The 23,026-nt window shown below is 32.4% G+C and carries 16 protein-coding genes and 1 tRNA gene; 4 read left to right on the plus strand and 13 right to left on the minus strand.

What is annotated here, in order from left to right:
- The first annotated feature begins 106 nt into the window (after positions 1-106).
- Positions 107-535, plus strand: a complete 429-nt coding sequence (locus Q0770_RS03450; RefSeq protein ID WP_299114007.1) for a hypothetical protein — start codon at positions 107-109, stop codon at positions 533-535.
- Between the two features lies 1 nt (position 536).
- Here the strand turns inward: Q0770_RS03450 and Q0770_RS03455 are convergent, their stop codons facing one another.
- The 4 genes from Q0770_RS03455 to Q0770_RS03470 form a co-directional block, all read right to left on the minus strand.
- A complete protein-coding gene (locus tag Q0770_RS03455; protein ID WP_299114008.1) occupies positions 537-674 on the minus strand; it encodes a FeoB-associated Cys-rich membrane protein in 138 nt (45 codons plus the stop codon).
- Positions 675-704: 30 nt separating this feature from the next.
- Positions 705-2,804 (minus strand): ferrous iron transport protein B, encoded by a 2,100-nt coding sequence (feoB, locus tag Q0770_RS03460; protein WP_299114010.1) that lies wholly within the window; start codon positions 2,802-2,804, stop codon positions 705-707.
- Positions 2,797-3,024, minus strand: coding sequence for a FeoA family protein (locus Q0770_RS03465; RefSeq protein ID WP_299114012.1), 228 nt, complete (start codon positions 3,022-3,024; stop codon positions 2,797-2,799). Before Q0770_RS03465 ends, feoB begins: the two co-directional genes overlap by 8 nt.
- Before the next feature lie 161 nt (positions 3,025-3,185).
- Entirely contained in the window at positions 3,186-3,866 is a 681-nt protein-coding gene (locus tag Q0770_RS03470) for an SCO family protein (RefSeq protein ID WP_299114014.1), read from the minus strand.
- A gap of 191 nt (positions 3,867-4,057) precedes the next feature.
- On the opposite strand from Q0770_RS03470, the gene rseP reads away from it, so the two are divergent.
- Both rseP and Q0770_RS03480 read left to right on the plus strand, forming a co-directional pair.
- Positions 4,058-5,398, plus strand: a complete 1,341-nt coding sequence (gene rseP / locus Q0770_RS03475) for an RIP metalloprotease RseP (RefSeq protein ID WP_299114016.1) — start codon at positions 4,058-4,060, stop codon at positions 5,396-5,398.
- Positions 5,399-5,492: 94 nt separating this feature from the next.
- Positions 5,493-5,566, plus strand: a tRNA-Asn gene (locus Q0770_RS03480).
- A 168-nt stretch (positions 5,567-5,734) separates the two neighbouring features.
- Here Q0770_RS03480 and Q0770_RS03485 read toward each other — a convergent pair.
- Positions 5,735-6,397 (minus strand): IS1 family transposase, encoded by a 663-nt coding sequence (locus Q0770_RS03485; protein ID WP_299114018.1) that lies wholly within the window; start codon positions 6,395-6,397, stop codon positions 5,735-5,737.
- A gap of 296 nt (positions 6,398-6,693) precedes the next feature.
- Here Q0770_RS03485 and Q0770_RS03490 point away from each other — a divergent pair, with 296 nt between their 5' ends.
- A complete protein-coding gene (locus Q0770_RS03490) occupies positions 6,694-9,693 on the plus strand; it encodes a sensor histidine kinase (protein ID WP_299114020.1) in 3,000 nt (999 codons plus the stop codon).
- Positions 9,694-10,347: 654 nt separating this feature from the next.
- Here Q0770_RS03490 and Q0770_RS03495 read toward each other — a convergent pair.
- The 8 genes from Q0770_RS03495 to Q0770_RS03530 all read right to left on the minus strand — a co-directional run bounded on the left by Q0770_RS03495 (position 10,348) and on the right by Q0770_RS03530 (position 22,983).
- On the minus strand, positions 10,348-11,106 hold the full coding sequence (locus Q0770_RS03495; RefSeq protein ID WP_299114022.1) for a LytTR family DNA-binding domain-containing protein: 759 nt from the start codon (positions 11,104-11,106) through the stop codon (positions 10,348-10,350).
- Between the two features lie 144 nt (positions 11,107-11,250).
- Positions 11,251-12,009, minus strand: a complete 759-nt coding sequence (locus tag Q0770_RS03500; protein ID WP_299114024.1) for a LytTR family DNA-binding domain-containing protein — start codon at positions 12,007-12,009, stop codon at positions 11,251-11,253.
- 190 nt (positions 12,010-12,199) lie between these two features.
- Positions 12,200-12,694: a CAP domain-containing protein gene (locus Q0770_RS03505; protein WP_299114026.1), complete on the minus strand. Its 495-nt coding sequence runs from the start codon at positions 12,692-12,694 to the stop codon at positions 12,200-12,202.
- Positions 12,695-13,085: 391 nt separating this feature from the next.
- Positions 13,086-16,631, minus strand: coding sequence for a sensor histidine kinase (locus tag Q0770_RS03510; RefSeq protein WP_299114028.1), 3,546 nt, complete (start codon positions 16,629-16,631; stop codon positions 13,086-13,088).
- 402 nt (positions 16,632-17,033) lie between these two features.
- Positions 17,034-18,932 carry an OmpA family protein gene (locus tag Q0770_RS03515; protein WP_299114030.1) on the minus strand — a complete coding sequence of 633 codons (1,899 nt, stop codon included), beginning with the start codon at positions 18,930-18,932 and terminating at the stop codon, positions 17,034-17,036.
- Positions 18,933-18,943: 11 nt separating this feature from the next.
- A complete protein-coding gene (locus Q0770_RS03520; RefSeq protein ID WP_299114032.1) occupies positions 18,944-19,906 on the minus strand; it encodes a type IX secretion system membrane protein PorP/SprF in 963 nt (320 codons plus the stop codon).
- 10 nt (positions 19,907-19,916) lie between these two features.
- On the minus strand, positions 19,917-21,170 hold the full coding sequence (locus tag Q0770_RS03525; protein ID WP_299114034.1) for a gliding motility-associated C-terminal domain-containing protein: 1,254 nt from the start codon (positions 21,168-21,170) through the stop codon (positions 19,917-19,919).
- Positions 21,171-21,342: 172 nt separating this feature from the next.
- On the minus strand, positions 21,343-22,983 hold the full coding sequence (locus Q0770_RS03530; protein ID WP_299114036.1) for a BspA family leucine-rich repeat surface protein: 1,641 nt from the start codon (positions 22,981-22,983) through the stop codon (positions 21,343-21,345).
- Positions 22,984-23,026 lie beyond the last annotated feature (43 nt).

Raw genomic sequence — 23,026 nt, forward strand, 5'->3', positions numbered from 1 at the left:
ATTTTTAAGTAAGCTTAAAAATTTTTCAAAATTAACTAAAATATTTAATAAAATCATCTTTTTTATATCTTTTGTAACGGCTAATAGAAATTGAAGTCTTTTAGGTATGAAAAAACGTGTTGTTGCCTTATTACTGTTTTGTTCAGCATCTATTAGTGGTCAAGGAAGGCCAGAAACCCAAGGGATTTTAGTTGAATACAATAACATCTCTATTGGAAAGAGCTTTGCGTTTAATGATTATGAAATACGGTTTGTAGATGTATTGTCGGATTCTCGTTGTCCAAAAGCAGTGATGTGTATCGTTGCAGGTGAAGCCGTTGTAAAGGTTAAAATTTATAAATCAGGAAAAAGAATTATAGAAAAAACATTGACTTTTACACCAACTGTATTTCTACCAAATAGTAAAGGGAATTTGTATGATACAGAGTTATTAAAGGTTACAGGCGTAGCACTATATCCTTATCCAGTTGCAGATAATCAAATTCAAAAAGAAAATTATAGTCTTAAGCTTTTAATTGAGGAATTAGTAGAATGATTTAGTGACAACCACAACCGTCATTACCACAAGCTTTAACAACTTTTTTCTTAGGTTTCCATATAAATTTTCGAACTAAGAACGTCAATGCTAATCCTATGGTAATAAAAACTAATATGTTTTGAATACTATCGTTCATAGTGTTTTAGTCGTTTGTAATCCTAATACCTTATTTTAAAAACTGATAAGCAATTAATGCTACAATATACGCAATTGCAGTCATAATTGTTAATTGTAATATTGGCCATTTCCATGAGTTTGTTTCACGTTTTACAATAGCTAATGTACTCATACATTGCATGGCAAAGGCATAAAATAGTAATAGTGAAATCCCCGAAGCTAAATTAAATAATGGTGTTCCTAAAACAGGATTTATTTCTTTAGCCATTCTGTTTTTTATAGTGGCTTCTTCATCACTGCCTACACTGTAAATCGTAGCAAGTGTACCTACAAAAACTTCGCGAGCTGCAAAAGAACTAACAATGGCTATACCAATTTTCCAGTCGTAGCCTAGAGGTCTTATGGCAGGTTCAATAGCACGTCCTGTTATACCAATAAATGAATATTCGAGTTTATGAGAGGCTATTTTTTGGTCTAATTCTTCTTGCGATAAATTATCTGAAGCATATTGTTCTGTTATAATTTCTTCAGCGTTATTAAACTGGTCTCCCGGCCCATAAGACGCCAAGAACCACAATATGATAGAAATGGCTAAAATAATTTTACCAGCACCAAATATGAAAGATTTTGTTTTCTCAATTACGGTAAGTGCAACATTTTTAAATAGTGGTAATTTATAATTGGGCATCTCTACGACAAAGAAAGACTTGGACTTAATTTTCATGAACTTATTGAGCAAGTATGCAGAACCAACTGCCGCTCCAAACCCTATAAGATATAGTAACATTAAAGTTAGTGCTTGATAACTTAGGCCTAAAAATCGACCTTCAGGAATAACCAAGGATATAATAATTAAATATACAGGTAGTCTTGCCGAGCAGGTTGTAAATGGTGTCACTAAAATGGTAATGAGGCGTTCTTTCCAACTCTCAATATTACGGGTAGCCATAATTGCAGGAATTGCACAAGCAGTACCAGAAATAAGTGGCACAACACTTTTGCCACTTAATCCAAAACGTCTCATAATACGGTCCATTAAAAACACAACCCGACTCATATAGCCGCTTTCTTCAAGAACGGCAATGAATAAGAATAAAAAGGCAATTTGAGGTATAAATATGACAATACCACCTAAACCAGGAATAACACCTTCGGCTAATAAATTGGTAAAAGCTCCTGATGGCAATACATTTTTTGTCCACTCGCTTAATGAAGCAAAAGTACTATCAATTAAGTCCATTGGGACTTCTGCCCAATCGTAAATAGCTTGAAATATAGTGAGCAGAATGAAGAAAAATATGAGATACCCCCAAACTTTATGGGTTAATATTCTGTCTAACTTTATTCGTAAATCTTTAGCGGAACTTAAGTCAATGGTCTGTCCATTTTTTAGAACATTATTTATAAACTGATAACGCTTTATGGTTTCTTTTTGCTGAAGCCTTTTAAGGTCGGTTTCCGATTTGGTTTTAAAACTAGAGGTATCTGCAATAGACTGTCTATCTACTTTACCAAAGTTAACATCTTGCGTTATGACTAACCACAGTTTATATAAAGACTGGTTTGGAAATGCTTTTTTTAAACCTTCAAAATAAGAAGTATCAATATCTTGTGTGTTTAAACAAGGCGCAATAGATAAGCTTTTATAATTTGAAATTAAAGCCTTTAAATTATCTATGCCTTTTCCTTTTCTGGTACTTATTAAAGCAATTTTGGTATCGAGTTGTTCTTCTAACGTTTCAATATCTAAAGAAATGCCTTTGTAAGCCATACGGTCAGACATATTAATGACCAAGATTGTAGGTATTTCAAGATCTTTAATCTGAGTATATATAAGAAGATTTCGTTTTAAATTTTCGACATCTGTAATAACTACTGCAACGTCTGGATAATCTTTATCGTTTTTATTTAGCAGTAATTCTATAACAACACTTTCATCTAATGAGGATGCATTAAGACTATATGTTCCTGGTAAATCTAAAATATGTGCTTTTACACCACGAGGTAATTTGCAAACACCTTCTTTCTTTTCTACCGTTATACCTGGGTAGTTACCGACTTTTTGGTTGAGGCCAGTTAATGCATTAAAAACTGATGTTTTACCAGTATTTGGGTTTCCAATTAAAGCAACATTAATCTGCTTACTCATTGTTGGTGTCTATTAAAATATGATTGGCGGTTTCTTTTCTGATGGCTAAATGTGTGCCATTAATATTAAGATACATCGGGTCAGAAAATGGAGCCACTTGAACCAACTCAACAGAATTACCAGGCAAACAGCCCATTTCTAGAAGTTTTAGAGGAATACTTTTTGAAGAAACATCCTTGATGATGCCTTGTTGTCCGCGTTTTAGTTCAGCTAATGTCAATGTCTTTATTTTTTGAGATTCCGATATTCATCGGAATAAGCTCAATCTCCAATTTTTAATGCGTTTCACTTCTAAAAATTGAGTTTCGCTTATTTAGAATAATTTTAAAGAAGCAAAAATAACAGAAAATATTCAGTGTAGGTTACAAGCTTCACACATTTTTAAGAACCTCCAAAATATTTAAGCGTTTCAATATCTTCGAGGAGCTGCTCAATATCTTCTGGTTTGGTGCCGTCATAAAAACCTCTAATTTGACGTTTTTTGTCTATAAGTAAGAAGTTTTCGGTATGAATCATATCATAGATATCGCCATTTCCATCTTCTTTAACAGCCAAATAACTCTTTCGTGCTAACTTATATATCTGTTTTTTGTCGCCGGTAACTAAATTCCATTTTCTATCTACAACACCTTTTTCTTTTGCATAAGCTTTTAATACTGGAACACTGTCTTTAACAGGTGTTACAGAATGTGATAATAATAAGACCTCATCATCTTTAAAAGTTGCACTTTGTATCTTGTACATATGGTCCGTCATTATTGGACAGATGGTTTGACATGTTGTAAAAAAGAAATCGGCCACATAGATTTTATCCTTGTAATGGTCTTGCGTGATGGTTTTACCGTTTTGATTGGTTAAACTAAAGTCTGCTATAGTGTGGTATTTAGAAACATGACGAATACTTTCGTCTACCATTTCCAAGTTAACATTTTCTGGATTCCAAATGGGTAAAGGTTTCTTTTGATTAAGAACACTATAAATAATTCCAATAATAACTAGGCAGATTACAGAAAAGAAGATTCCAAACTTTTTGTAACCTTTAAAAAATGTGGTTAAGGACATATCACTGACTTATTTATAGCTGTGCAAAGATACATCTCAACAGAATTTTTTTCATGATTTTTATCAGCATTTAACGTTTAAATTTAAACTTAGGGCATGAGCTGTTAAAAAAATGTTGAATAGAAAGTCAATAATTTTCTAAATCCCTTTAAAGCGTTACTTTTGTCAATCGAATTTTTGAAAACGGATACATGGAATTTGTAATAAAGATATCTCAATTTTTACTCAGTTTATCCTTGCTTATTGTATTGCATGAGCTAGGACACTTTATACCTGCCAAATTATTTAAAACTAAGGTGGAGAAATTCTACCTATTTTTTGATGTGAAGTTTTCTTTATTTAAAAAGAAAATAGGAGAAACGGTTTACGGTATTGGCTGGCTACCACTCGGCGGTTATGTAAAGATTGCAGGGATGATTGACGAGAGTATGGATAAGGAACAAATGGCATTACCGCCAAAACCATGGGAGTTCCGTTCTAAGCCTGCTTGGCAGCGCTTAATAATTATGTTAGGTGGTGTAACAGTCAACTTTATTTTAGCCTATGTGATTTATGTATTTGTTTCTTTTGGTTATGGAGATGCCGATGTAAAAGTAGATAGTTTAAAAGATGGGTATTGGATTGAGCATCCAATTTTAAATGAAGCTGGATTTAAAACTGGAGATAAAGTTTTAAAAATAAATGATAATCCTATTGTTAATGATTCTGATATTGGTCAATATCTTATTGAAGCTCAATCCATCACTATAGAAAGAGATGGGCAAACAAAAACCTTTGATTTGCCAGAAGATTTCTTAGGTCAATTATCATCAAGTAGAAATAAAGATTTATTTGAATACCGTGTGCCTTTTATGGTTGCAAACATAGCCGATAGCTCTGCGAATAAATCTAAAGACATTAAGGATGGAGATATCATTAAGTCTATAAACGGAAAAGAACTTGTTTACTATGACCAATTAAATGACAACCTTAATGGAATAAAAAACACAAATGTTGATGTGGAATTGCTTAGAGACGGAAAACTAATCAATACACAACTAACTTTAGATAAGGATGGTAAGTTTGGATTTAATCCATACAGAATACACCCAGACTTTGAAAAATTAGGTTATTACGAAGTGTTTAGAAGAGAATATACTTTTGGAGAAAGTTTTGCTGCTGGTGGTAAAAAATTCACAAAAACCATTACCAATTACTTTAGTCAACTAAAAGCTATATTTAGTCCAAGTACAGGAGCCTACAAGGGTCTTGGGGGATTTAAAGCTATTTATGACGTTTTTCCTGATGTTTGGAGTTGGTATTCTTTTTGGAAGCTCACAGCATTCTTATCTATTATGTTAGCTATTCTAAATCTATTGCCAATACCAGCATTAGACGGTGGACATGTCATGTTTTTGTTGTACGAAATGATTTCTGGACGTGCACCAAGCGAAAAGTTTTTAGAACGCGCACAGGTTATAGGATTCTTTATTTTAATAGCTTTAGTTTTATTTGCTAATGGAAACGATATCTTTAAAGCCTTAACCAATTAAAAATATTTAGATTTTTCTTTAAAAAACAATGTTTCGCTTTGTTGTAAATAAAAATTTAATTTATATTTGCGCTCGCTAAAAGCGAAAAACACCTTCCTCTTTAGCTCAGTTGGTTAGAGCATCTGACTGTTAATCAGAGGGTCCTTGGTTCGAGCCCAAGAAGAGGAGCAAACAAAGTTCAACAGAAATGTTGGACTTTTTTGTGGAATAAATTGGCGGAAAGCGATGCATTGAGCTAAGTCGAAATGTTTATGCTGAGTGTAGCCTTGTTTCAACTATTTATAAAGTATTTTTAAAAAACGTATATTTTTAATAAGAATCTTCAATTCAGAACTATTATCCCCAAAAATAGATTCTTAAATGAGCTTCAAGATACTTTTCATTTTTAGAAAAACATATTGTTTTTCTACCTAATCTTTTAATATGAGTTCTTAAGTTTAAGTTCATGCGTTCAATTTTGTTAGTACAATATTGAAATCGTTTGTGAATCTCATTAGGAATTAAACGTGGATAAATATTTAATCTATCTGTATAAATTCTACTGGGTTGGAGTAAAAGTATTTTATTGATTAGTGGTCTTATATTTTCTGATGTTTTTCTACCTACAATAAAATCAATGATGGCTTTTGTTTGTTGTTCTAAGGCATAAGTAATCCAAGTGACATTATTTTTATTACCAATAAAACTCCATAATTCATCTACTTCAAATTTACATCCTAACTTTTGAAAGTATGGTGGTTTAATTTGCTTACTTATTTTCAACATTCTTGAAAGCACAGTCTTTGCCGAAATACCAATAATTCTTGAAATACTTCTTATTCCACAACTCTCTTTCAGTAAACTTTTAATCAGAGTATTTATATCTTTATGATAAGCTCTATATGTATATTGCTGTTGAAACCTATGATTACAAAGCTTACACTTATAACGTTGTTTGTTATTTTGGAATCCATTTTTTATTGAAACTCCTTTACATTTGGGACATAGAATTTTTTCCATGACCTAATTTACTACATAACAATTTTACAAACCTTTATTTTATAGTCTCTAAGAGATTTTCTATTTCTTCAATATATCAATGAACATAGAAAACCAATAATTAGATTTCATACTAACCATTGGTTTTCAATTATTTAAAGTCATATTTTAGTCCATGACCTTTTTTACTACATTACCCTTTTATTTAACTATTTTAGACATAATTATAAATGTATAGAATGTTTAATAGGCTTTTAGTAATTATTACTCTTTGTTTTTTAGTGCTTCCTCCCACATTGTTTGCGCAAGAGATTAATGTGAAAAGGATAGAGACTAACAATAATGGTGAAAGTGCTGTAATTAAAAAGTGTCTCTTCATTAATAAACAGGGTTATTATTGGTATAGCACCTTTAATGGATTAATGAAAATTTACGGGAGAGATCAGTTTTTTATCCCCTATAACCATCCCGATAGCCTTGATATTCCTATAACACATGATATACTTGAATCTAGTAGGAATGTTCTTTGGGCAGCTACTAAACAAGGCGTGTTTTACAAAGACTTAACAACAGGACGAGAGCAATGGTTATCTATTAATTTAATACACGGTGGAACCGGAGAGACTGTAGAGATTACTTCAATATTTGAAGATTCTAAGCAGAACATATGGTTTGGAAGCAATGATCGCTATATTTTTAAATATACGTCCGGTATGTTAAAAACCTTTACGATTTCTGATTTCTCTCATGGAAGTGAAAATATGACTATAGTATCCGAAGAACCCAACGGTTCACTGATTATTAGACGACATAATCATTGGTATAGTTTACGAAATGATATTATAAAAGTGATTTCAGAGCCCAATTATAACAAATATAAAAACATGGCTACGCTGTCCTTTAAGAAGAATCAGTTTTTTGGGCAGGAAAAAGGAGGAACTTATTCTTATGATAACCAAAAGTATAGTTACCATTACAACGCAATTATAGATAAATTTATTGTTGAAATTCCTTTTCAACAACGCAACTTATTTAAGTATAGTAACGAAAAAGGAGATATTGAAATTTGGCTAAAAGATAACTCAACATTAAGCAAATTATATTTCACAAGAAACAAAGAAGCAATAATACTTCGTAAAGAAAAAAAGATAGAACACAATACTTATCTTTGGGATTTTGATTTCTTTAAAGACGATATTATAACTTTAAACGAATATGGTTTTTCCATTTTTAGGTCAAAAAAGGACTATTTTAAAACCTATCTTAAGGATAATTTTCCAATAAGCACCAGACAGTTTTATAAGGATAAACATGGTGGCGTAATAGTATCTACATATTCAGGTTTCTTTAGAAAAGAAATAAACGAGGATACATTTAAACCTCTTGTGCTTTCTCCTATAGGAAAAGTGGAGAAGTTAAGAAATGTATTAATCGGGTATCATTTTATCAACGATTCTATTGCTATTGGCTATGGATACTCACGTGAACTATACCAGATAAACTTTAACTCAAAGGTCTATAAACTCTTGTCCAAACCGGAAGATTTGAACTGGTCTAAATACGGTAATATTCAAGACATTGAACCCATAGATGATAATAAACTCTATATAGGAGGCTCTAATGGCCTGTTTGAATATGATATTAACAAGCACAAATTCACCGATAGAAATACTCTTTCAACACAGGTGAATTTAAAAAATCATGTAATTAAAGATATTCTCCTCAATAAAGAAAGAAAGGAACTATGGATTGGGACAGAAAATAATGGATTGTATCTTAAAAAGTTCGATGTAGATTCAATCTATCATTTTACAAAAAATAACCCCGATTTGCCTATTTGCAGTAATAAAATAGAACTAATTATCCAAGACAAAAATGGCTTTATATGGGTAGGTACTGATAATGGGTTGCAAAAGATAGATCCAGTAACTTTGACTAGTGAAAATAAATCAAAAAATAAAGGGTTTAAAAATCAATTTATAGTAGGAATGCTAGAAGATCGAGAAAACAATAATTTGTGGTTAGGCACCTATAATGGATTGGTTTGTTATAATACGGTTTCTGAAAAGATTTCCGATTTTTTTGAATTCGATGGGATTTCGAATAACGAGTTCAATGCCAAATCTTCCTTTAAGTATAATGATTCAACATTCTATTTTGGAAGTATTAATGGAATTACAAAGTTTAATCCTAAAGTGGTTACAATTGATGACGACAAACCTATCCTCAGTTTAACTAAAATATCACATTTTGATACCGAATCTAAAAAGAGAAAGGAGCAAATATTCGGAATCAATAACAGAACTCAATTTGAACTTCCATACAACCAAAATTATCTTACCTTACACTTTGCCATTAATGATATTCCTGGTAGTGAAAAATGTTCATACCTATATAAAATAAAGGAAATCAATGATGAATGGGTTAATCTTGAAGATATTAATCAGATCCAACTCCAAGGGCTTAGAGCAGGTATGTATACCCTATTGGTAAAAGGTTATGATAGCAAGTCTAAAGAAACCAATAATCTAACCTATACCATAGAGGTCCAAGAAGTGTTTTATAAGACTTCTTGGTTTCGATTTTTTGTTTTGGTATTAGTCATTACAATAATATTTGTAGGCGCTTACTACAAAAACAGGCAGTTGAAGTCCAAATTTAAAATTCAAAATAGGATGAAACAATTGGAGGCACGCTCCTTTAGAGCTTTAATGAATCCTCATTTTATTTTTAATTCATTAAACGGAATACAAAGTACCATGATCACTAAAGGCGAATTAGCTGCTAATAAGTATATTATTGCTTTTTCGAGACTAATGCGCCTTATCCTAGATACTAACAATTTCGAGTATGTACTTCTTAAAAATGAAATATCGTATATAGAGGCTTATCTTGAGCTAGAGAGTATTCGTTTAGACAACAACCTTGAATATCATCTTATTATTGGAGAAAATGTCGAAGTAGACCTTATAAAAATACCTAATATGCTAATACAACCAATAGTAGAAAATGCTATTATTCATGGACTCCTTCCCAAAAAAGATAATAGAGTTTTAAAAGTTATCTTTAATAATTCACAAAATGATTTTATAATTCAAGTTGAAGATAACGGTGTAGGTAGAAAAGTAGCCGAAGAAAACAAGTTAAAAAGAAAAAATATACATCAATCATGGTCTTCGAAAATATCACAAGAACGTATAGATATCTCAAATACGATAAATGAACATAATATTTCTATTCAAACTATAGATTTATATGAAAACCTTAGTCCAGCTGGAACAAAGGTGATTTTGAGATTTTCAGAGAACAGAAAGTAATCTTACAAAGAAATTTTTTTTATTTCTTTTGTAAAAAGGAAGGACTAATTACTACAACTCAAAATCTAAATTGACTTAAAACTTTATCTTTATGTCTTTTAATACCATTTCTAGGTTTAAGAGAAAATTCATCATACCAAATTTTCACATTTTCTTTTCGGAGGGATTCAAATCAAGATTATATATCCTTTTCTTTTTTCTCCAAAATATGAGATTGTAATATGCACTAAGTATAAGAAACTTCAATCGCAGAATTATAATTATTCATAAGCAAAAAATTTCATTTTTATATATAATTGAAGTCATCTTGCCTTTTTTTGTGGAATAATTTGAAAAGAAATGTCATAAAGAATTATTAGAATTTTAATAGTTATTACAGTTTTTAGCCCGTTTATTTTCATATATGACCAGTTATCTATTTGCAATTTTGTTTTAAAATAAGTTTTACAACATTTAAACCTTTAAACTTGTGAAACTATGCAAAAGATAAAAACAGTTATCATTTTATATTTCATCATTTTATTTTTTCTTAATGGTCAGGTTATCTTTAATTATAGCCCTAATGTGTATTTTGAGCCTATTTGCTATTTTTTTTTAATAATTCTTTCCATTGTTTTGTTTTTTCTTGTAAAACGTTCTGAAACAAAATAAATATTACTCCTTAATTTTAAGAAATCTTTTCAAGGAGTCAACTTTTCTTTTTGATATTGGAATAGGCTTTTGGTGACCTTTTAATTCTAAAATAAAGTTATTTCTTTTTTTATACATCTGTTTTAATTTAGAAAGATTGATTAGATAAGAATTATGGACCCTGTAAAATCCTTTATTCTTTAGCTTTTTTTCATATTCCCCTAGATTTTTACTAGAAACTATTTGTTTATTATCTATTAAATGAATTGTGGTATAACGTCCTTGAGCTTCAAAAAACAAAATATCTTTTGTATGCTCTAGCTCTACTTTAGATAAAGTGGGGATAGCTATAATGTCTAAATCTTCAGCTTTTTTATGATTAGCTTTTATTTTGAGATTTTGAATATACTCTTTAGTTCTCAATTTTTTAATCACCTTATGGAGCGCACTAGTTATTTGTTCTAACTCTATAGGCTTGAGAACATAATCAGATATTTCATACTTTATTGCTTTTGCAGCAAATCGTTCATACGAACTTAAGATTACAATTTCAATATCATAAGACTTTAATTCATCAAGTATCCGAAAGGGGTTGTTGGAATCTACATGTGTATCTAAAATTACAGCATCTGGGTTTAATTCCTTTACTAATTCTATACTATTTTCAACGTTTTGAGCCGTACCTACTATAGTAATATTTGGGAAAAACCTTGCAACATAATTTTGAATTAATTTTATAGATTTTTGATCACTGTCTATTACAACAATATTATATATGCTCATCAAATATAGAGATTAGTATAACTAAGGTAGTCTAACTGATACTCCTGAATAAAGTCTATGTAATAATTGGTAATATATAGTTATAAACGGTCTAATTATGGTTATAATTGAACTGTTTTGTGTGTCATAAACTCAGCACACTTTTTATTTTAACCCTAAAAAACGGTGTAATTGTTCTTGTCTGCGTTTAGCTATGGGCAATAAATCCCCATTAGACATTTCACAATAGTTACCCGCAGCTTTATTTATATTTACTACGTGCATTAAATTAATAATATAACTATTATGAATTCTAAAAAAATGACTTTGTTCTAGAGTCTTCTCGTAGTTACCAATATTTTTAGTTGCCATTAAGGTTTTCTTGCCTTTAATATAAAAATTTGTGTAACGCCCTTCAGATTTAAAATATATTATATCATCAAGGTTAACAAAATCTATTTTATCCATTGAGGGAACAGCAATAATATTTAAATTATCATAATCTTCAATAGTATTAGAAAGTAAATCGATTTGTTTGCGTTGGGTATAAAAATTATTTTCTATATCCTTATATGCTTTTGCTACAGCAGAAATTAGTTCTTCTATTTTAATGGGTTTCATTATATAATCTATAGCATTATAACGAAAAGCTTTAACCGCAAACTCATTAAATGATGTAACAAATATTACTTTTGTTTTTGAGTAGTCTACATTCTCTAGAACATCAAACCCTGTGCCTTGATCTAAAATAATATCTAAAAATAGAAGGTCTGGTTTTTGTTCATTAATGATTTGGATTGCATTAGTTTTAGTCACTGCACTCCCAACAATATTTACATAAGGACAATATTGCTTTAAAAAATGAATTAGTAAATCATTGTTGTTTACCTCATCATCAACTATTATAGCCCTGATATTTTGCATAGTTCCCCTCTTAAACTACACTAATGTAATTAAAAGTGCTAAAAAAACAACTAATTATTTATTATAATATTGGTTACTTCTTTATGAGTATAAAAAATTCTATGACCTGTTAATATTAATCGTCTATAAAACCATATGCTAACTGTTATTTTAATGCAAGAATAAAGTGGTTAATTTATACTTGAAAGACTTAGTTATAAAATAGACAGGTATAATAGGGTTTGTCATTAGAATCAACCAAAACCCCTATACCTACATGTGTAAAATTGCCCTCAATTACACGTTTATGAGACAAACTGTTTAGCCAGGCATTGAAAGCAGATTCAGCTGAACTATAACCGTAAGCTACATTTTCTGCTACTTCTATAGCTCCTACTGCTTTTAAGCCATTTTTACGCTTATAAAAAAAATCATGACTTATAGTATTGTTCTCAATCATATATTTTGTATGCTCTACGGCATATGCAGTAGCATAAGTGCCGTCTAATTGTATTGAATTCAAGTTTAGGTCTTGTCTATATGAATTTATGCGTAGCAGAATAGCATTGGCAACTTCATGGTTTGTCTCATTAGCTAAGCTAAGGTCTATTTGATTTGAAATAAAATTGTCATCTACGGAGTCTTTTGTACAGGACTGAGTAAAAAGAATTAAAATTATAATTATTGATACAGAATAGGTTCTCATGTAATAAATTTTTTTGGTTTATTACGCGAAGTACCTTAGTTTTTCGTGTTAAAATAAATACTATGTAATAAGTGGGATATATAGCTAACAAGTGTAAATTTTACCTCCCAAAAGCTTAATAAATCGATTATTAGCTATATATCCCACTTATTACATGAAACCTATAGGTTGTTACATTAATCTTTTAATTTCCAAGCTTATATAGTAATATTAAGCATTCAAATGAATGAATAACTTCACTATTATTTAATGGAAATAGAACATTTGGATTAATAGCGTAAAAACACTCTTAATATTTAAGAGTGTTTTTTTGTTATGAATCAGCCTAGATTTTTATAAGAAAGCAGACTGTACTTTTAGCAAAGAAGGCCGTATTGATGTTTTTTGTAGTTTATTTGTTAATAGCCTGGAGATTAAGGCTTAGAGGAATCTCTATAATTACTCTAGTTCCTCTTGCTTTGTCATTTTCATAGAGATCAATTGTTCTTATGTTTAGCTTTTTATTAGAGTATTGATTTGTTAGCGCAATTCTTTCGTTTAGAATTCTAGTTGCATGAGATTTATGATGTTCTTTGATTTGCCTATTAATTAGCATAGAGGCCTTTCTCCCTATGCCATTGTCTTCAATGGTACAAACCAAATATTCATTAACACATTCAAACACAATAGATAACTTTTTGTCGTTATCAGATTTTGATACTAAACCATGTCTTATGGCATTTTCGACTATAGGTTGTATAAGCATACAAGGAATATTAATAAAGGAGGCTTTTCTTCCATTTAAGTTTTTTTCTATAGAAAACTCTAGGTCATTTAATAATCGAGATTTTTCAAGATTTATATATGATTCTATATACTTTATTTCCTGATCTATAGAAACCATTTCATCGTGACTCATGTCTAAAGTAGAGCGCAATAAATTTGAAAAAGAACCTAAAAATTTATTAGCTTCAAATTCACCTTTTAAAAACATTATACTCTGTAAGCTATTTAATGAATTGAAAATAAAATGAGGATTCATTTGCGCACGTAATGCCTTTGCCTCTAGTTGTCCCATTCGTAATCGTATGGCTTCATCCTTTTTTAGTTTTTCTCTAATTGCTTTTATTCTTAATTGAAAAATAACTACAATTACAGAGAGAACTAATATAGTCATTAAAACCCTAGCCCACGATGTATGCCACCAAGGTGGTTTTATTGTAAAGTTATAAACAACGGTATTACTTAAATTCCCCGTCTCACCTATAGCTCTTGCTTTAAATGTATAATTTCCATAAGGAATATTTTGAACAGCAATATTAGGCGATTTAAGCAAAGGACTCCATGTATTGTCCAATCCATCAACAACATACTGATACATTATCTTTGAAGGTGAATTCCATTCGGTAGCGCTTAATTGAAAAGATAAATCATTAATATTATATGGTAGTTCTAAATTTTGAGGGACATTACTAAACTTTGATTTAGATTTTGTAGTTTTAGCTATGGTTCTTCTAACTTCTGAACCCTCTATATAAGCTTTATTTGATAATTGTCCGTAATCAATAAACTCTTGTTCTACCTCAATACTATTCAAAGTTAGTTTTGGAATAGAATTTGGAATTACCATATCCTTACTCGCTATAGAGACCACTCCATCTGTAGTTCCCCACCAAAGCTTTCCTTTTGAATCCTTTAATGCTGAATTAAACATTATTTCTGGTTTAAAAAACCCAGTAGAATAATCAAAATGTTTATAAAAATAAGATTGATTTTTTGCTATACTATCACTTTCTAATTGTATAACACCATTACTATTAGTACCTAACCATATTCGACGACCATCATCTTCCATAAGAATGGATCCTATTTGGGATTGCTCAAACGGCTTTATGCCTCTGTAATGCAATAACTTATTTGGAAACTTGACTCCCGATTCCATGACTAATTTATATAGACCGTTGTTAGATACAATAATTATATTACCCTCTTGGTCCGTTGTGGGATTGCAAATAATACTATTGTCAAAATACCTTTCTATTGGGTAATGAAAAAAACTATGACCATCAAATAAAATAAGGTCTCGGGTGGTTGTTATCCACATATTATCATTAATATCCTCCGTAATACCATTTACAAATTTATTCTTAAAGCTTTCTATTTCACTATAAGAGGTAAGTTTATCCTTTTCAAGCTTTGCAATGCCTTTTCCAGAACCCAACCAAATCGTCCCATTTCTATCATTATACATAGTAGCTACTCCTTTGACCTCTTGTGGGACTTTACCCGTTATTGAATCTAAAAGTGTATAGAACTTTTCATGATCTATTACATATAGCTCGTCATATTCTCCTATCCATATCTGACCCAATGAATCCAACAAGGCTTCATAGCCGTTATAATATCCTGTACTATAGTTTTCACTTTCAAATTTTTCTATTTCCTGTCCATTATACTTAAGAATACCTTTAAAATGTAAAATCCAGATGTTTCCTGCGTTATCTTCCACAATATCATCGATTCTGCCATCAGTAATACTATATTCATTAGGCCAAATTTGAAAAGAGTTCATATTAATAATATTTATTCCTCCATCAAAACTAGAGGTCCAAATATTTCCAGAATGATCTTCAACAAGATCTGAAATGAAATTGGCATTCATCCCATTCTCCTTAGAAAGACTTATGTACGTATTGTCACTAAGTAGTTCAATTCCTGTACCAAATGTAGCTATGGCAATGGTATTGTCTTTGAGTGGGAAAATTTTATAAATATTTTTTGCGGATTTTTCTTCTAATCTTTCAATTACCTCATATCTTTTGTTTTTTATCCTAACTATTCTTGAATAGTCGTAATACATGATATTGCCGTTCCAATCCTTAGAAATACCTCGAAGTTCATGAACCAATCCTGGTAGGTTTATCCATTGTATAAACGTATTATTTTGATAGATATTTATACCTTTTTGTGTAGCAATCCAAATGTCTCCGTTATCTAATGATTCAATTCCCAGAATATCATTTGATGTAAGTCCGTTAAGGGTAGTGTAATTTGTAACCTCAACCCCTGTTAAATTATCTTGCTCTAATTTAAATACGCCATTGTGTTTGGTTCCTATCCAAAGCGTGCCATCATTTGATAGATGTATACTAGAAACATTTTCAATACCCTGGCGTTTTCCGATATATGTAAAAGAATATCCATCAAAAAAAATGATATTGTATTCTGCAGAATTAGTTCTTATCCATAAGCCATCTTTAATATCACCGATAATCTCATCAATAGCAGCATTTTTATCCCTATCTAGGTTGTAGTTCCAAAAATAATCACCATCATATTTTATAAGTCCTAAAGTTGATGTTCCTATCCATATATGCCCATTGCTATCATTATATATACACTGTGATACAGATTGGGGAAGCCCTATTTCTTTGCTTAAATATTTTATATTTACACGTGCTTGAGGTTTAGATCTCATTGTACCAGCATCTAATAGCTTAGGTTCTATAACAGATGTGATTTTTGGTGCCCAAATGGTATCTTCATTAAAAACAGCATATCCTGATTTGGGAATTGAAAACTTAAAAGGTTGTGGATTGAAATCTTCATCTATTCTAAAAGTTGCCAGCTTATTAAAGTCTATTTCGCTTCCTCTAGTGGTTTTTAGTTTTTTAGGAAACATTGGATCTTGAATTTTTTCTACCGACTTTAAGTCAGAAGGTTTCCTTGAAAGTTTTTGTGTTGTTAAAACACTAGAATCAATCTCTATGCCTACAGGATTTTTAAGTTTTATAGTCTGGTGGGTCTTTAATACTCCTATTTCAGACTTTTGGGAAGGAGTGTGCTCTATAATATATTCTTGTTTATTACAACTTATGAAGACTGAAGTAAAAAGAACAATAATTAAAAAATAAAGTTTTTTAACCCGTGTTGTATAATATGTAAAATCAATAATCATTTATTTATATAAAGTCATAAACAAAGCCTAAGTATATAAATGTGATACAAAGCATCTAAACAAAGACCATAGGAATGAGAATACCTTATAAATCAAAAAGAAACAGATAATAGAAAAAAGCAAATATAATAGCCTATACATTTGGACTTAAAATCAAAAACGCGTTTTAAGACTACCAAAATGTAACAAGAGAAAAAACACATACATTATTTATCTATAATAATAAAACATCTAAATACCATAAGTACAGTACTAAATTGATTCTTTTTTTACTCGACGTTATCTAAGCATTAGTCTAATAGGATAATAAAAGCGATAAAGTATAAACTACACTTTATCGCTTTAGAGATAAAAAAAACTCAAACCGCTAATATTAATATTATTTTCTATCTCATAAGGGGATTAATTATTAACAATAAATTCACTTCTTCGGTTTTGTTGATGTTCATATTCTGAACAATTTGTTCCGTTGTAGCAACTATTTTTTAATTGACTTTCTCCATAGCCACGTCCTGTTAACCTCGATTGCGAAATACCACCATTATTTACTAAATAATCTATGGTTGCTTTTACTCGTCTGTCTGATAAATGCATGTTGTAGTTGTCATTAGCTCTACTATCGGTATGAGAGCGCACATCAATTTTAAGATTAGGATGTAGTTGCATCACAGCGATAACTTTCTGAAGTTCTATTTCTGCGTCAGGACGTATATTAGATTTATCTAAATCAAAATAGATAGGCTTAAGTATTAAGTTGGCAATATCACTGCCATCAGTGACACCATGCGTACGTTTATCTAAAAGAATATCCATTCTAGAAACTCCGTCAACAGGCTCATTTACAGATTCTTCATTGGTTTGATACCCATTTTTCTCTGCACGGATAAATTTCACCTTATTACAATCTACCTCACTAAAATCATAAAGGCCTGCTGGAGCCACTTTTTGAGAAATAATAGTATTATCTGCACCAATTAATGACACTAATGTATTCTCTAAAATATCACCAGTCTTTTTATCTCTTACAACACCTTTAAGATCTACTATACATGGCGCCACATAGCCATCATTTTCAGTAAAACTAAAAATATCATCACTTGCAGAGTCCTCTCTATTCGTTGCAAAATAACCAGATTTTTTCTTAGCATCAATTACAAAAGCAAAATCGTCCATTGTGCTGTTTATTGGTTCTCCTAAGTTTTCTACTTTGCCATAAACACCATCACTATTTGGTTTTGCTTGGTAAATATCAAGACCACCTAAATTATAAATCTGCCCGTTAGATGCAAAATAAAAACTACCGTCAGAGGCCACAAAAGGGAACATCTCATTTCCTGGAGTATTAAAACCAGCCATATTAAAAACAGCACCAAAACTACCATCATCATAGATTTCAGTTTCGTATATGTCGGTACCACCCTTACTGCCATTTCCTGGCATGTCACTTACAAAATATAGCTTACTTTCGTCATTACTAAGTGCGGGATGTCCTGTAGAATATTCGCTATTGTTAAAGGGCAATTCTTCAATATTAGTCCATTTGCCATCTATCTTTTGTGCTCGGTAAAGTTTAAGCCTAGTGGTTTTGTTACCATCTTTACCAAGCTTTTTGTTATGGTAGTCGTTACGTGTAAAATATAAGGTCTCTCCATCTTTTGTCATGGCTATAGAGCCTTCGTTATATTTAGAATTGACATCACCTCCTAATTCAGATAAACTACTTTTATTTAATAAAAATATATCTGATGTAGGTTGGTTATTCCATGGCGTTTTTAAGTCACCACTATTTGCCGAAACAACATAAAGCGTATCATTGTTATAGTATGCAGGATAGTCAGAGTAAGTTGTGTTGAATCTAGCTTTTTCAGCTAAATATCTATAAGACACATTTTCTATTGCACTTAAAACATTAGAGGCTTTTACATAATTTTCACCTTTGGATTTATAAAAGCGTTCTAAATAAACATCTGCCTTTTGGTAATCCCCAATAGCTTTCAGTGATTGACCAAATCTAAAGTTATAATCTCCTCCCTGTTCTCCTTGTAAATCATAAAGTTTTCCATACCACTTAGAGGCTTCACTATAATTAGCATTAAAGTAATTAGCATCACCTAAATGTTTGAAAATATCGGCATCTTCATAACCTTTGTTGGCTACGGCCTCATAAACTTCAATAGCATCTATATAAGCCAGATTTTCGAAATTTTTATCCGCTTTTTTTATATTTCCTTTTTGAGCATAACCCAATCCAGACAGTAATATTAAGCTACAAATTATAATATATGTGTTAATTGTTTTCATATGCCAAAGAATTAAAAGAATCTAGGGGTTAGTAAGCGTTTTGTACGGCGAGTTAAAATATCGAAACGCAAAAATATCTCATGTGACCCAGAGTTGTAATTAGCCAAGTCTTGTATGCCAAAGTCGTAAGCATAGCCAATAAGCATGCTGTCTGAAATTTGAAACCCGGCTAGTCCACTAATTGCAGCATCTAAACGGTAGGCCGCACCAAGTGTAAACTTCTCATTAAACAAAAAGTTAGCAGAGATATCTATTGCTGCGGGAGCACCTGAAACAAACTTCCCTAATACTGCGGGCTTAAACTTTGTATTATCATTAAGGTCAAAGACATAGCCTGCAGTAGTATAAAATGCCATACGCTCTGAAGCATTGGACACAGTTGTATCATCGTAGTGTATGGTCTCCAAAAAGTTGGGTACGGATAAGCCAACATACCAAGATTGGTTATCATGTAAAAACAAGCCAGCACCTACCACTGGCTTTAGACGATTATCTATATTATTTTGTTGTAGCTCATCACTAGGGTCAAAAATATTTAACACAGAGTAGTCGACATTAAGGAGGTTAACACCAGCCTTAAGACCAAATGCTAATTTTACATCATTATCATCTAATGGAATTGAATAGGAGAAATCTCCTGTAATGTTACTCTCATCAGCAGGACCAATTTTATCTTGTATAAAACTTAGACCTAAACCTGTTCTTTGTGAATCGCCTAAAGGGGTATTTAAGCTAAAATTTAAGGTTTCTGGTGCACCATCAAGTCCTACCCATTGATTGCGGTATAAAGGGGTAATACTCAATAACCCTCTTGAACCAGCATAAGCAGGATTTATAGTCTGCGTATTATACATATACTGTGTGTATTGCGAATCTTGTTGCGCATGCAAAGAGTTTGCAAGACCTAGTATGAGCCCAGTAACCAGTAAAAAAGCAAGGTTATAGCTATTTGTTTTTATGTTATTTTTTCTCATCTGTTCAGTTTTAATCTGTGGTTAAGTAGAGGTAGCCAGCTTTTTTTATACGTTGGGTAACCCCATTGACTTGGGCATCATAAGTAATAACATAGAAGTAAGTAGCTGTTGGTAATAAATTGCTTCCTGCAACAGTCAGTCTACCATCTGAGAAACCTCTAAACACGTTGCCGTTTCTATCATAATCACTGGTTTCAAAGACCTTAACACCCCAACGATTAAAAACCTGTACATTATTATTTGCCAAATTTTCAATACCGTCAATTATGAAATAGTCATTTTTGCCATCACCGTTAGGAGTTACACCATTATAAATCACGACATCTCCCTCTTCAATAATTCCAGAATTTACACGAGCTAAAGTAAAAATGCCATACGCATCTAGTGCCAGTGGCGTGGTTACTGTTTTATCAACCGTATTAACAATACCGCCTTCATCAATCCAGATACCTTGGGCTTGATCCCAACGTGCTATGTGTATTTCTTCGAGAGGGTTGTCAGCAATTTCTTGTGGGGTCGTGCTACCTTCTTCCCAACTGAGAGTTAAGAGCACATCACTTGTTCCAGCATCTTTAGTTATGGTCCAAAATTCTGCTGTATCTAAAAGGGTAATAACGCCCGCAGCATTAGCGGTAGGAGTTTCGCCATTAATGGTTTGCCCTACTGGATTTTCAAAAAAGTATTTTCCTGAAAATGTATCGTTTGTATTGTCCGGGGCGCTGATGGCCGCATAGCGGAAAAATTGTTTATCTCCAATAGGAAACTCAAAACTATCATCACCTATTTTTTGAACAGGACCGTCTACATGGCTCCCATCAAATACTTGGGTATGTGTTGCGTTATCTTCAAATATGATGGCGCCACCAAAATCGTCGTTATTTACGATACCATTATTAAAATCGGCCTCATTGGCAATGCTCATATCTCCACTGACTTCAAATGATGCTGTAGGACTTGACACATTATCAAAAAGCACATTGTAAAAGTAACTTATGTTACCACCAGCCAGTTGCTGTACAGCTTCTCCTTGAAAGCGTGTTAATCCTCCGCTGGCAAAATCTACAGTACCATTATTTGTAAAATGCGCATAAATAAAAGCCTCTCCATCATTAATAAACGTACCTGTATTATTAAAGTCGCCAACTGTAGAAAACTGCGTATTAGGAAGTATTGCGAGTTCACCAGTATTGGCAGTTTGGGCAATTAAGGCACAAGGAAACAAGAGCACCCAACCTATTTGCCATATTTTTATTGATATTTTCATATTTTTTGTTTTAGTGATGTTATGTTTTAAAAGAATGGCTTGCTTAAGAATTAACTCAAGCTAACGTGGTATCACAAACCATTCTTAGATAGCTATCCCAACTAATTGAGAATAGCAACCAACCTTCATCTATAATTTTATTTTGTTCATAACTTCTATTAATCAATGCTTGCTATATGGGTCCGCCATCAGTCACAGTCCAACCTTTACCAATAATTACGTTTCGAGGCGCTGTTCCAGTACCAGCGAAGTATTGTGAATTACCAAAGTGAACCTCGCCAGGATTTGGTCTTGGTGTCGTTGGTGCTGGTGGTATAGGCAGTAATGGCGCCCAATTGATGAGCGTTTGGGTATAGGCTGCCGTTGTCATATTGGTTCCATTCATAAAATCTTTCATATGAGCTGCATTAATCACGTTCCAGCCGCTTACATCCAGTTGTCCTGCAAGCCCAAAACAGTTAAAAAACATGAGTTCAAAAACAATCCCGTTGGTAACATCCCAATTATTAACACCCGATAATGTTGTTAAACTTGTACAGTTAGAAAACATAGCTTCGAAATTTGCTACGCCACCAGTAACCCATCCCGAGACATCCAGTGATGTAAGACTGATGCAACCAGTAAATTGTCTAATCATTGTAGTACCCGAGCTCGTATTCCAGTTACTTACATCCAGACTAGAAAGTGCGCGACAATTGGCAAATTGAGCACTGAACGCTTGTACATTAGATACATCCCAATTACTTACATCTAAGCCATTAATAACTCTACAGTCGTCAAATTGAGAGGCCATACTCGTGGCATTAGACGTATTCCAACCGCTCACATCGAGGGTGGTTAACGAGGAACAGCGGCTAAACTGAGCTGTAAAATCCACTCCAGAGGAAACATTCCACAGACTTACATCCAAATTGTTAATGTTTGTACATCCTGAAAAGTGAGCTCTAAAATTAACTCCCGATGACAAGTCCCAGTTGCGAACATTTAAAGTTGGCAATGAAGAACATGCTGTAAACTGAAAGCTGAAATCAGTACCAGAACCTAGATCCCATAGACTTACATCTAAGCTCGAAATCGAAGAACAGCCTAAAAACTGACGACTGAAATCTGTACCAGAGGCTAAATCCCAATTGCTTACATCTAAGAAGGTAAAGGACGAACAACCAGCAAACTGTCCACTAAAGTTTGTTCCAGAAGATAAATCCCAGTTACCAACAGCCAAATTGCCAAGAGCGGAGCATCCATTAAACTGATCGCTAAAGTTAGTTCCAGCCGAAAGATCCCAACTACTTGTATTTAGATTTGTGAGCGAGGAACAGTCTCTAAATTGGTTTGAAAAATCGGTAACACCATCTACATTTAGTTGGTCTCCTGCGGAAACCACCAAGTTACTGCAGCCATAAAAGGCATCGTTACCGGCATTCCTTAGTACGCCCCATTGGATGACATCTACCATCTTTAATCGATCTCCCGTATTGGCGAATTGCCATCCTTCAATTTGACCCGTAATCACAATTCTATAGGTGCCAGGTGCGGCATATGTATGTGTGGCATTGCCAAGGGTCGCATTGGTTACCACTCCGCTAGTTCCATCTCCCCAATTTACATTGAAACCATAGGTTCCCGAGGGTGGTAAAGGAAGCACGACCGTATTGGCGGGTGAACTTCCAGCGGAAGTATTGGCTGGAATCCAATCTGAAATAAAAGCACCGCCTCCGCTATCGTTCCTTAGCACACTACCCATTTGGGCAAAACTGCTTTGAAACAGTCCTAAGACAAGTATCGCTAGTATAAAACGTATTTTAAAACTCATAATTTAGATTTTTAATAGAGCAAGACGTAACGTTTACTTGTGC

The organism is uncultured Winogradskyella sp., from assembly GCF_947501905.1.
Taxonomy (GTDB): Bacteria; Bacteroidota; Bacteroidia; order Flavobacteriales; family Flavobacteriaceae; genus Winogradskyella.

What these genes read in the sequence shown, in the direction of transcription:
- Q0770_RS03450 (WP_299114007.1), top strand. Translation starts at nt 107, where the DNA reads ATGAAAAAACGTGTTGTTGCCTTATTACTGTTTTGTTCAGCATCTATT.
- Q0770_RS03455 (WP_299114008.1), bottom strand. Translation starts at nt 674, where the DNA reads ATGAACGATAGTATTCAAAACATATTAGTTTTTATTACCATAGGATTA.
- feoB (WP_299114010.1), bottom strand. Translation starts at nt 2,804, where the DNA reads ATGAGTAAGCAGATTAATGTTGCTTTAATTGGAAACCCAAATACTGGT.
- Q0770_RS03470 (WP_299114014.1), bottom strand. Translation starts at nt 3,866, where the DNA reads ATGTCCTTAACCACATTTTTTAAAGGTTACAAAAAGTTTGGAATCTTC.
- rseP (WP_299114016.1), top strand. Translation starts at nt 4,058, where the DNA reads ATGGAATTTGTAATAAAGATATCTCAATTTTTACTCAGTTTATCCTTG.
- Q0770_RS03485 (WP_299114018.1), bottom strand. Translation starts at nt 6,397, where the DNA reads ATGGAAAAAATTCTATGTCCCAAATGTAAAGGAGTTTCAATAAAAAAT.
- Q0770_RS03495 (WP_299114022.1), bottom strand. Translation starts at nt 11,106, where the DNA reads ATGAGCATATATAATATTGTTGTAATAGACAGTGATCAAAAATCTATA.
- Q0770_RS03500 (WP_299114024.1), bottom strand. Translation starts at nt 12,009, where the DNA reads ATGCAAAATATCAGGGCTATAATAGTTGATGATGAGGTAAACAACAAT.
- Q0770_RS03505 (WP_299114026.1), bottom strand. Translation starts at nt 12,694, where the DNA reads ATGAGAACCTATTCTGTATCAATAATTATAATTTTAATTCTTTTTACT.
- Q0770_RS03510 (WP_299114028.1), bottom strand. Translation starts at nt 16,631, where the DNA reads ATGATTATTGATTTTACATATTATACAACACGGGTTAAAAAACTTTAT.
- Q0770_RS03515 (WP_299114030.1), bottom strand. Translation starts at nt 18,932, where the DNA reads ATGAAAACAATTAACACATATATTATAATTTGTAGCTTAATATTACTG.
- Q0770_RS03520 (WP_299114032.1), bottom strand. Translation starts at nt 19,906, where the DNA reads ATGAGAAAAAATAACATAAAAACAAATAGCTATAACCTTGCTTTTTTA.
- Q0770_RS03525 (WP_299114034.1), bottom strand. Translation starts at nt 21,170, where the DNA reads ATGAAAATATCAATAAAAATATGGCAAATAGGTTGGGTGCTCTTGTTT.
- Q0770_RS03530 (WP_299114036.1), bottom strand. Translation starts at nt 22,983, where the DNA reads ATGAGTTTTAAAATACGTTTTATACTAGCGATACTTGTCTTAGGACTG.